Genomic DNA, 11,059 nt, shown 5'->3' with positions numbered 1-11,059 from the left:
AATATCCCGTACAACTGCCCAATAAAATTATCATGAGTATCAGCCATAAGGGATGCCTAATCCCCCTCGGATGTCGGTGGTCAGGTACTGATTTAATTGCTTCAATTAAATTCATTGTTGATGCACGGCTTAGGATAGTCGAGCGCGAGCGGACGATCATCCGATCGCGCTCGACTATTATAATTTACTTGGGGACAATTAATCCACCCTGCTTACTAAGGGGGGTTAGGGGGGATCTGATTGTATGGAAACTCACCAAAAATGGGTATTACCCTTACTTAGTATTAGTAGATTTCCCTGTAACGCTTGCTCAGAAAATGCCCAATTATGTTAAATATCAAAGTCATCAACACTAGGGTAAGCCCCGCCACAAAAATTGTTTGATACTCTAAGCTGGCGTGCGGCAAGTCGCCGAGACTAACTTGCACGATATAAGAAGCAATTGTAGCACCGGGTTCCATTGGATTCCAGGTATAACTCGGCTGCAAACCAGAGGCGATCGCGGGGACCATTGTAAGGCCCACAGCGCGAGAAATTGCCAAAATGTAAGAAGCAGAAATTCCCGAAAGTGCAGCGGGAAAAACTACCGACGTTGCTGTTTGAAATCGTGTTGCTCCCATTGCATAAGCGCCTTCCTTGAGATATACTGGCACAGCTCGCATTGCATCTTCGCCGATCGAACTAATGAAGGGTACAATCATAATACCCACCACCAATCCAGCGCTCAACATATTGAATCCCGGTAAATCCGGCAGCACTATTTGCAACATCGGGGTTACAAATAAGAAGGCAAAGTAACCGTAGATTACTGTGGGAACTCCCGCCAGCAATTCCAACGCTGGCTTCATCACCTCGCGCACCCGACTGTCAGCAAATTCGCTCAGGTAAATCGCAATGATTGTACCCATAGGAATTGCCACCATCATTGAAACTCCCGCAATTACCAAAGTACCCGAAACTAGGGGCAAAATCCCGTAGCGAGGCTCGGAAAATAGGGGAGTCCATTCTGTACTCGTGAGAAATTCCACCAAAGAAACTTGTTGGAAGAAACCCAAGGACTCCGAAACTAGGATGTAAAGAATAGCGAAAGTAGTTACTACTGAGGAAAAGGCTGCGAGGAACAGCAAAAAAGCGATCGCACCTTCGCGCAAATCCCTCACTAGCTTTGGGGAAAACGCGGCTTGTTTGGATAATTTCAGTGATTTTTGAGCCATTAGTTATCAAGAGTTATTGGTTATTAGTCATTAGCGATCGGTCATTAGTAGTGACTCTCGGATTGGCACCCCGAAATATTGATATAATTTTTGTAAGTAAATGCAGCGCCACGATCGGGATTTACGCCAGTAACTAATGACTGCTGACTAAATAAATACCGATAAACTTGCTATCTGGCTTCGCGCTTCAACATTTCCTCAATCGTCAAACCTACAGCTTCTTCGCCACCGAAAATAGTACCTACACGACGCTTGGTAAAATGACCCATAGCAGTTGTATAAGCCTGTGGAGGTAGAGCTACGTACTTGACATCGCGCGCTAGTTTAGCACCGTTCTTGATATAGTATTCGACAAACTGCTTCACTTCCGGTTTATCTGCCGACTTGGCATTAACGTAGATGAACAGAGGACGGGATAGCGGTTGATAAGAGCCATTTTGCACTGTCTGTGCAGAAGGCAATACAGGTCCTCTACCACCATTAATTGCCACTGATTTGAGCTTGCCCTTATTTGCTTCGTAATAAGCGTAGCCAAAGTAACCTATGGCATTTTTGTCGCGAGAAACACCGTTGACTAACACGTTGTCGTCTTCGCTGGCAGTGTAGTCGCCCCGGCTAGATTTAGATTTACCGACGATCGCTTCAGTAAAATAGTCAAAAGTTCCAGAAGCCGTACCAGCACCAAAAAGCTTCAGGGGTGCGTTGGGAAATCCTGCCCGAATTTGGTTCCAGTTATTGATTTTACCCTGAGCTCCGGGTTCCCACATTTTCTTGAGTTCGGCAACTGTCAAGTTTTGCGCCCAGGTATTTTGGTTGTTAACCACCACTGTCAGAGCGTCATAAGCCACGGGGAGTTCTATATATCTAATCCCAGCTTGAGCGCAGGCTTGTATCTCCGCTTTCAAAATCGGTCGGGAAGCGTTGGAAATGTCAGTTTCACCGCGGCAGAATTTTTTGAAGCCCCCACCCGTACCGGAGACGCCCACGGTAACTTGTATGCCTCTGTTGGTTTTTTGGAACTCTTCGGCGACAGCTTCGGTAATCGGGTAGACTGTGCTGGAACCGTCGATTTTAATTATTCTTTGTCCTTGAGCCTGAATCGCTGGGACTGACATACCGATCGCCGCAGCTACAAATGCCGATGCACCGGCCATTGTCCAGCCGTTAAGCTTAAATTTCATCAAATTGAGCGCCATATAATTTGATCCTGTGCGTTAAGTATGATGAGCAGCGAATCCTATAGGAGGATAACAGTCGATCTTTAAATTTTGAATTAATTTAGATTATGAACAGTTTAAATTTTTCCCACGAACTGAGATAATGGACTGTTGAACCAATCTTTTGATGACTATAAAATTGATCGGGAAAAAGCTTAAACTAGAAACGGCAGCGACAATTGTTTTTTTAAATAGGCATCTCCAGAAAAGCCAGTTTTGAACAGGCAGGATGCCTGTTCCACAAGAATTATTGGAGATGTCTAATGTGCGATTTGCGATCGTCTTGAAAACTTTGTAAGGTTTTTTGCAAAAATGTCTTCACCACTTCTGAAGCGAGAGTTAGGTGTTTTCGGCGCAACTCTCATGGGCCTGGGCTCAATCCTCGGTACCGGAGTATTTGTGAGTATCGGCATTGCGGCGGAAGTTGCTGGGCCGGGAGTGATTTTGGCTGTAGCTATTGCAGCTTTTGTTGCTGTTTGCAATGGCCTTAACAGCGCTCAATTAGCAGCAAATCATCCTGTTAGCGGCGGTACTTATGAATATGGCTACAAATATCTCAATCCTTGGCTGGGTTTCACTGCCGGCTGGATGTTTTTGTTGGCGAAAACGGCTTCTGCGGCTACTGCTGCTTTAGGTTTTGCGGGGTATTTTTTAAATGCAGTTGGTGTAGCCGATCGCACTTACCTGATCCTAACAGCTTTAGTCGCCCTCGCCGCCATCACTTTAATTGTATTGACGGGAATTAGGCGATCGAATATTGCCAATACTGCCATAGTCTCAGTTACACTCCTATCCTTAGCGGTGTTTGTTGCTGTCGGTTTGCCAGAGGTAAGGTGGGAAATGGCCACCGTACAGAATCATAGCTCGATCGGCTCCATCTTCCAGGCCACCGCCCTGATGTTTGTCGCTTATAGCGGTTACGCCCGCATCGCCACAATGAGCGAGGAAGTGCGGGAACCGAGGGAAACCATTCCCAAAGCCATAATTTTCACTTTGGTGCTGACAATGCTGCTTTACGTCGGGGTAGCAGTAGTTGTCGCGGGCGCGGGGGGAGCCGATAAATTGTCTTTACAACCAGGCGGCACGACTGCACCCTTGGAAGTCATCGCCCGCAGTTTCCGAATTCCGGGAGTTTCTCAACTGCTAGCCGTCGGCGCAATTACCGCTATGTTGGGAGTCTTGCTGAACTTAATTTTAGGGCTGTCGCGCATCTGGCTGGCGATGGGGCGGCGCTTGGATATGCCCAGAGTCTTGGCGCGGCTGAATCCAGAGGGGACAACTCCCTACGTGGCTGTGGTGGTTGTGGAAGTTACGATCGCACTTTTAATCCTCGTCGGCGATGTCAAAACCACTTGGTCATTCAGTGCTTTTAGCATTTTGATATATTACGCTATCACCAACCTCGCCGCCCTGCAACTTTCCCCCGCCGAAAGACTTTATCCGCAGTGGTTGGCTTGGGTGGGTTTGGGGAATTGTCTGTTTCTGGCTTTTTGGGTGGAGAGGCAAATTTGGCTGACAGGATTGGCATTAATTGTCGCCGGTTTAATTTGGCGGGCGATCGTCCGACTCCCGGCGAAAAACTAGAATTGTGATAAATTGAAACAGCATCCCGCATTGTAGAGGGCCATGCCCGATCGAACCTCCGAGCTTGCGACTCAAGAATCCCTCGCATTCAGCGCCATCAGTCGCTATATAGCTCAAACCCTAATTACCATTCAGGAAAAGCATCCCGAATGGATAACTGAAAAATACAGGAAAACCCCCTGGGCCAAACCTGATTTTCAGTCAGTTTTGATTGGAAAATTGACAAAAAGTTTCACAGTAGCCAGCGATACAGATTCCCTGGTGCTGAGTGCGAAAAAATACCTACAAATTCTGCTGATTCCAGAATTCGTTAATTCACCTCAATTCAGTAAATTATGTGCCAAAATTCAGCAGCTAGCCCAATCTCAAACAGCACCAGCTAAATCACAAAACTCAGTTTCGTCAGAACCTCCAACTTCAACAGCCAATCAACCAGCCCCGCTTCCTAGCGGCATTGCTATCTTGCTGCTAGATGTCGAAAACTTGCAACTCACCATCGAAACCGAAAAATTCCTAGAGGGAATTTGCCACTATCCCATCCAAATCAAAGTTGCCTTTGCCAACTGGCGCAGCATGGGCAAAAAAGATGCCGAATTTCACCAGCGTGGCTATCAACTAATTCACGTCCCCCCCGGCAAAGACAGCGCCGACTTAAAAATGGCTACAGTCGGCGCATCGATTTTCGTACATTATCCCACAGCCAAAGAGATTTTTGTCTGTTCGTCCGATCGCGCCCTCACTCACCTCAGCAACACACTGCAAGCCCACGGACTAACCGTATTTCAAGTCCGCAAACAAATAGATAAAATCCTAGTTTTAAACAGCAAAACCGGACAATTGGAAACCCATTCCCTAGTAACCACACCGGAAATAACCCCCCTAGAACAATTAGTTATTCAGCTCAAAGAATTAATCAAAAAAGAGCAAAAGCGTACCTCAACTCAGTGGATAAAACTTTCTACAGTTTCAGCTTTATTTAAGGAAAATTACGGCTTAGTCCTCAATCAAGTTGTTGCCCATCATTTGCTTGGTACTAAAACCAGGGATATATTTGTCAAATATCCCACCGATTTTGTCCTCCACAAACCCTCAGAAACTTCTCAAACTTATGTCACTCTTTTTGAAGTAAGATTATCGCCCCCACCGCCAATACTTAACCAAGAAAATCTGAATAACCACCAGCCAGCACCTGCAACTTTGACCGATATTAATTCTCTCGAAGACTTAGAAAGAGCTCTTGTCAAAATCGTTGGCGACTTAACCGACAACTCTCCTGAAAATTCTGTATTTCTCTCCAATGTTGGTAGTGAATTTCACCGACAATACGGCAAACAAATTACCCAAATAATTAAAGATTTTAATTTGGGTAAGAAATTTACTAAATTTTTGCAATCCTGCGCTTCTCTCCAGCTAAAAAAAGCCGAAAAAGGCTGGCAAGTTTCCCTCAATTAATTAAAAATTAAAATATATAGCCATCCTAAATAATTTGTGAATTTCTTACTCCCTCCCCTTGATAAGGGGAGGGTTGGGGTGGGGTCAAAAATTTACGACTCCTGCAAGGATTGCTATATCAACATCCCCATTACAAGCAACTTGAGTTATCATACAATCTGGACGTAAAGAAATGTAAAGGGATATGCACGACAAAGTTGTGGTTGTGGTGGGTGCGACTGGCGGCATCGGTTCAGCAGTGGCCCGCAAACTCGCTGATGCGGGTGCGAGGCTAGTGCTCGCCGCCAGAGACAGCAGTAAATTAGACACTTTAGCTAGCGAACTTTCGGCAACAGAGGTACTGTGCGTGCCCACAGATATCACCGATTTGCCACAAGTCGAGACGTTGATGCAGACAACTCTGGAACATTTTGGACAAATTGATGCCCTCATAAACGCCGCCGGTGCCGGAATTCTCAAGCAGTGGAACAAGTTAGAACCCGCTGATTTAGATGCAATGCTTGACTTAAACTTAAAAGGCAGTTTTTACACGTCTCAAGCAGCGGCGAATGTGATGAAAGAGCGCAAATCCGGTCACATTTGCAATGTCATCGGGATTTTGGGCAAGCATTCGATGGCGATGGGAACGGCTTATTGCGCTTCAAAGTTTGGGGTAGTTGGTTTCAGCAAGTGCATGGCAGATGAGCTGCGGCGCTACGGCATTAAGTTTACGCTATTCTATTTTGGCGGGGTGGATTCTCCCTTTTGGGATAATGTCAGTTTGAAGGTAGACAGGTCAAAAATGCTGAGTACCGAAACTGCTGCAAATGCGATTATGTTTGCTCTTTCGGCTGACCCGCAAGCTGTGCCGATGGAGATTAATATTCAGCCGGAAAGTCATTTGTTCTTTTAGCTATTGAGGAGTCAATCGATTTTCGATTTTCGATTTTCGATTTTCGATTTTCGATTTGAGAGGCGACCCCACGGATCAATGCTCTTTCTTGAGGATTTTCGATTTTCGATTTGGGATTGATTCCACGGATAAATCACGTGGCGGGTATCACCTTTGAAATTCGCTTGTCATTTGAAGGCAGAAGACAGCTTCGATTTTCGATTTTCGATTTGAGAGGCGACCCCACGGATCAATGCTCTTTCTTGAGGATTTTCGATTTTCGATTTGGGATTGATTTGCGCGAGATAAATCACGTGGCGGGTACCACATGAAGAAATTCGCTTGTCATTTGAAGGCAGAAGACAGCTTCGATTTTCGATTTTCGATTTGAGAGGCGACCCCACGGATCAATGCTCTTTCTTGAGGATTTTCGATTTTTGATTTGGGATTGATTTGCGCGAGATAAATCACGTGGCGGGTACCACATGAAGAAATTCTTGGTCATTTGAAGGCAGAAGACAGCGGCGCCTCAAGCCCCGAAAAATTATCATATCTTTAGGTTTGAGAACTTGCACAGCACCTAATTATGTAGAGTGCTCTTCTGCCGCGCACCTTACCCATATAAGTAGCACGTCAAACCATTTTTTGCCTTAGTCCTATTGGCGAAGGTCTAGCGGTCAAACCTAAGTTATCGCAGACAACGGGTTTGTTTTAAGTGCCGACTTATTTCTGCCTTCAGAGGGAGCTAGGATATTCAATCTTTAGGTTATTATTAAGTGGGCGCGCAATAAAAAGTATGAAACATCTCCATTACTCAGTCCCTACCTGGCAGTTTGACCTTGAAAATCAGCAGATTTTCCATTTTTCAGTTTCCATTTTCAATTATTGATTATGGAGTTCGATCGCATTCAATTTTACGTTGAAAACGCTCAAGTATCCTGCGACTGGTTTGTCGGCCAGTTAGGCTTTCAATCCATAGCAGGTTATGCTAACAGCCACACTCACACTGAAGTTGTCAGCAGTGGCAATGTATGTTTTGTTTTATCTTCGCCCCTGACACCCGCTAGTCCCGCTGCTAGTTGGTTGAAGTTTCATCCTCCAGGGATTGCCGATGTGGGTTTTCGGGTAAAAAATATCGAATTAGCGGTAGCTAGAGCTGGTGCCAAAGGCGCTAAAATCCTGGAACCGATTCAAGAAGACCTAAACGCAGGAGGCTATTTTAAGCGGGCAAAAATCGCAGGCTGGGGCGATTTAAGCCATACGCTGGTGGAGCGAATTGGCAGCCATTCACTGCTATCGGCTTCGGATAAGCTGCCGTTGTTTACCCGGATTGACCACGTAGTGTTAAATGTTGAATCTGGGGATTTATCAAGTGCTGTTAGTTGGTATCAAAAAATATTAGGTTTTCAACCGCAGCAAAATTTTGACATTCAGACTGAGAAATCGGCTTTGCGGAGTCAAGTTATGGTGCACGCTGAAGGTGGGGTGCAATTCCCGATTAATGAACCGGCATCAGCTAATTCTCAAATTCAAGAGTTTTTGAGCGCCAATCGGGGGCCGGGTATTCAGCACATGGCTTTGCAAACTAATAATATTGTGGGGGTTGTTGCCGATTTGCGATCGTGCGGTTTGCCTTTTCTGCCGGTTCCTCCAACATACTACTCGGAATTGCAGCAGCGGCAAAACTATTTGCCCGCAGATTGGCCAGCAATTGCAGCTTGTCAAGTTTTGGCAGATTGGCAAGAAGATACTCCCGCAGCAATGCTGCTGCAAATATTTACCCAGCCAATTTTTGCAGAACCGACTTTCTTTTTCGAGATTATTGAGCGCCGAGTTAGTTTAGTTAACGGGAAACAGGTACAAGCTGGAGGTTTTGGGGCGGGGAATTTTCGAGCTTTGTTTGAGGCAATTGAACGCGAACAAATGAAGAGAGGAAGTTTGATAGATGATTGATAAAAATTCCACTTTTTCGGTCATACAGGCGTGTTAATCAGCACTGCGATATCTTTCCAACCGTAGGCAATTTCTTTGAGGGCAACTCCTGCTCTAGTTGTTTGCTTTTCGTCTACTTTTTCACCTCCTAATAATTCATAAAACCTATAGGCTGAATTGTCTCCTAGTACCCAAACTAGCATCGAGTTCAAACTTAATTCTGCCAATTTTGTGGCAACTGTTCTCACGAGTTGCCGTCCGATTCCTTGACGCTGATATTCCTCCAAAATATAGATGGCAAATAATTCTCCTTTATATACATATTTGCCAGTGCGCTCGCCACCACCCGCAGCAAAACCCACAATTTCTCCCGATTCATTCTCAGCAACGCAGACAAAAACGCCAGTATTTTTGACGTTTGCCAGGATTTCTTGCCAATTGCTTTCTCGCTTTTCATAGGATAAGTGGGCGAGGTAATCTGCTGGTACAATTTCCCGGTAAGCTGTGCGCCAAGTATCTAGATTCACCCGTGCGATTGCAGGTGCGTCAGCGATGTTAGCTTCTCTCACAATCATCAGAACATACTCCTTTCGGGCCCTGAAATTCTATTTTCAAGTCTAGGGCAACTATACGATCGCGCCCTTCTAGTTTAGCTCGATACAGCGCTCGATCGGCTTGTCCAATCAACTCCTCGATCGATGAACCAGCAGCAGGTACAGTAGTAGCGATTCCCATACTGAGAGTTATAAACTCACTTACCTTGGAAGCAGCATGAACAATTGCCGCTGCTTTCAAATCCCTGCGAATTGCTTCAGCTACCTGCTTTGCTCCTTGCACATCAGTTCGCGACAAAATTACCGCAAATTCTTCGCCACCGTAGCGGGCGGCTAAATCTCCAGCCCGCTGAGCGTTGCTAGCTAAAATGTCGGCTACTTGTTTTAAACATTCGTCGCCTCCTTGATGCCCGTAACGATCGTTGTAAAGTTTGAAAAAATCGATATCGCACAAAATTAAAGATAGCGAATCTTTTTCTCGCTTCATCAACTGCCATTCTAACTCCAATTTTTTATCAAAACAGCGACGGTTGGGAATTTGAGTCAATCCATCCACCGAAGCGAGCCGCTGCAATTCCATGTTAGCTGCTTGTAATTCTAATTTTGCTTGTTCTAAAGCTACATTTTGCCGAGCTAATTCTTCACTTTGGCGTTTTTCTTGTTCGTACAAAAATCGGATTGAAGCTTCAGCTTCTTGCAATTCTTGCTCTGCATATTTGCGCTTGACAAATTCTCCTAATTGAGAACTTACTACAGCTATGATCTGAAGTAAATCTTGATCCGGTGGCAGTTCTTCCCGGCAAAAAAAAGTCATTACTCCTACAACTTGGCTCCTAGCGTGAATGGGGAAACCGAATCCCGATCGCAATCCCGCTTCCTCTGCCAAGCGCGATCGCACGAAAGTGGGATCGCCCACAAGATCAGTAATCCACTGCGTAGAACCGCTTCTGGAAACCGCTCCGGGCAAACCCTCACCCGCAGCCAAAGTAATCTGCCGATCGTTTTCGGCAAACTCCCTAACTTCCTCCGCTGCCTGCCAAACTGCCACCCGCCGCCAACAAGGAGTTTCCTCGATCGGACAGCAAAGCGGCAGGCACCAAAGCGGATCTGTTTCAGATTTTATTTCCTCACCCAATCTAGTTTCTTTCTCCGCCTCTGTCGGCGTCCAAAGTTCGCCAAAATCCCACCCAAAACTTTGGCAAATAGCTTGCAAAATTTTCGGAGTTGCGCTATCTAGAGAACTCGATTCTGACAGGATATGAGTCACAGCATACTGTGCTTCTTGACACTTTTTTATGCGTTGTTGCTTGGTAATGTCTTTGCCGATATAAACAAAATCTTGTATAAGCCCGCTATCTCCATCCTTGCTTCCTGGGCTTGTCTCGAAAGTAGAGCATGAAAATGCAACAATCAGCTTTAAACCTATTTTCGTTTGGCAAGCTACTTTTACTTGAGGCCAATATTGGCTTTTAAGTGCAGGAGGTAGCTGGCTGACTTTGCGTAACAATTCCTCCTCTGCCGTAATCAGGGATATGGATTGGCCGATTAATTCCGATTCGGTATATCCAAATAATTTCTGTGCAGCTTGATTCACTTTTTTGATTTTTCCCGATGTTCCGGTTACGAACAAAACATCGCCTAGGGAATTAATAATTTTGTCAATATAATCGCCAGTCGCAGCTAAGTAATCGACTTTCATACTGTTTTCGTTGGCAGCCTGAACCATGCTTTGCTGAGCTGCAATGCTATCTGTCACATCTTCGCATAAAATAATCAATCTGTCAGCATTGGCTTGTGCCTTATAACCAAATATGTACAAATTTAGATACAAATAAGATCCGTCTTTGAGAACTCTGTTAATTGATTTTAACTGAAAGTCTTGCTCTCGTTCTTCAATAATGCCTTCTAGGATTCCTTCAATTCCGATCAGTTCAGGAAAACTATCGCGCACGTCTTTTCCTTCGGCTGCTTCCTCATGAATGTAGGCAAAATCTTGCACTTTTAAAGATATTTCTTTAATCTTAAGTTCCCGATCGACTGCGAGGTATTCCATCCTGCGTAAGGATAACAGCTTATAAAGAAGAATATTCATACTTCTGAGGCTGCTCTCTACACTTAATGTTGGAAGTATTTCGTTATTGTAGAGCATCACTCTCCAAGGTTAGCCGGTAAAGTTAGTTGTTGTTTGGCTGCGATTTCTCAGGGAAATTTTTATACTGGCAGATGTCATCACCT

8 protein-coding genes are annotated in these 11,059 nt (G+C 45.1%); 4 read left to right on the top strand and 4 right to left on the bottom strand.

Going from position 1 to position 11,059, the window contains the following annotated elements; all coding sequences use genetic code 11:
• Positions 1-284: 284 nt before the first annotated feature.
• Together pstC and QT973_RS01190 are read right to left on the bottom strand one after the other, a co-directional pair.
• Positions 285-1,214 (bottom strand): phosphate ABC transporter permease subunit PstC, encoded by a 930-nt coding sequence (pstC, locus tag QT973_RS01195; RefSeq protein ID WP_333055221.1) that lies wholly within the window; start codon positions 1,212-1,214, stop codon positions 285-287.
• 170 nt (positions 1,215-1,384) lie between these two features.
• Entirely contained in the window at positions 1,385-2,410 is a 1,026-nt protein-coding gene (locus QT973_RS01190) for a PstS family phosphate ABC transporter substrate-binding protein (protein ID WP_333212310.1), read from the bottom strand.
• A gap of 333 nt (positions 2,411-2,743) precedes the next feature.
• Between QT973_RS01190 and QT973_RS01185 the strand changes: the two genes are divergently transcribed.
• The 4 genes from QT973_RS01185 to hppD all read left to right on the top strand — a co-directional run bounded on the left by QT973_RS01185 (position 2,744) and on the right by hppD (position 8,291).
• Positions 2,744-4,015: an APC family permease gene (locus QT973_RS01185; RefSeq protein ID WP_333055224.1), complete on the top strand. Its 1,272-nt coding sequence runs from the start codon at positions 2,744-2,746 to the stop codon at positions 4,013-4,015.
• A 42-nt stretch (positions 4,016-4,057) separates the two neighbouring features.
• Positions 4,058-5,467 carry an NYN domain-containing protein gene (locus QT973_RS01180; RefSeq protein ID WP_333055226.1) on the top strand — a complete coding sequence of 470 codons (1,410 nt, stop codon included), beginning with the start codon at positions 4,058-4,060 and terminating at the stop codon, positions 5,465-5,467.
• A 184-nt stretch (positions 5,468-5,651) separates the two neighbouring features.
• Complete coding sequence (locus QT973_RS01175) at positions 5,652-6,359, top strand: SDR family oxidoreductase (protein WP_333390349.1); 708 nt, start codon at positions 5,652-5,654, stop codon at positions 6,357-6,359.
• 870 nt (positions 6,360-7,229) lie between these two features.
• Complete coding sequence (gene hppD, locus QT973_RS01170; protein WP_333212120.1) at positions 7,230-8,291, top strand: 4-hydroxyphenylpyruvate dioxygenase; 1,062 nt, start codon at positions 7,230-7,232, stop codon at positions 8,289-8,291.
• A gap of 20 nt (positions 8,292-8,311) precedes the next feature.
• Here hppD and QT973_RS01165 read toward each other — a convergent pair whose 3' ends face one another.
• Both QT973_RS01165 and QT973_RS01160 read right to left on the bottom strand, forming a co-directional pair.
• Positions 8,312-8,845 carry a GNAT family N-acetyltransferase gene (locus QT973_RS01165; protein WP_333212118.1) on the bottom strand — a complete coding sequence of 178 codons (534 nt, stop codon included), beginning with the start codon at positions 8,843-8,845 and terminating at the stop codon, positions 8,312-8,314.
• On the bottom strand, positions 8,826-10,916 hold the full coding sequence (locus tag QT973_RS01160; RefSeq protein ID WP_333233305.1) for a diguanylate cyclase domain-containing protein: 2,091 nt from the start codon (positions 10,914-10,916) through the stop codon (positions 8,826-8,828). The genes QT973_RS01165 and QT973_RS01160 overlap by 20 nt, the downstream gene beginning before the upstream one ends.
• Positions 10,917-11,059 lie beyond the last annotated feature (143 nt).

The organism is Microcoleus sp. Z1_A1 (assembly GCF_036700305.1).
GTDB lineage: Bacteria > Cyanobacteriota > Cyanobacteriia > Cyanobacteriales > Microcoleaceae > Microcoleus.
The sequence above is the reverse complement of the archived record's forward strand: the minus strand, read 5'-3'. Positions and strand labels throughout refer to the sequence as shown.

Coding starts and splice junctions, on each gene's coding strand:
- pstC (WP_333055221.1), bottom strand. CDS start 1,214: ATGGCTCAAAAATCACTGAAATTATCCAAACAAGCCGCGTTTTCCCCA.
- QT973_RS01190 (WP_333212310.1), bottom strand. CDS start 2,410: ATGGCGCTCAATTTGATGAAATTTAAGCTTAACGGCTGGACAATGGCC.
- QT973_RS01185 (WP_333055224.1), top strand. CDS start 2,744: ATGTCTTCACCACTTCTGAAGCGAGAGTTAGGTGTTTTCGGCGCAACT.
- QT973_RS01180 (WP_333055226.1), top strand. CDS start 4,058: ATGCCCGATCGAACCTCCGAGCTTGCGACTCAAGAATCCCTCGCATTC.
- QT973_RS01175 (WP_333390349.1), top strand. CDS start 5,652: ATGCACGACAAAGTTGTGGTTGTGGTGGGTGCGACTGGCGGCATCGGT.
- hppD (WP_333212120.1), top strand. CDS start 7,230: ATGGAGTTCGATCGCATTCAATTTTACGTTGAAAACGCTCAAGTATCC.
- QT973_RS01165 (WP_333212118.1), bottom strand. CDS start 8,845: ATGATTGTGAGAGAAGCTAACATCGCTGACGCACCTGCAATCGCACGG.
- QT973_RS01160 (WP_333233305.1), bottom strand. CDS start 10,916: ATGAATATTCTTCTTTATAAGCTGTTATCCTTACGCAGGATGGAATAC.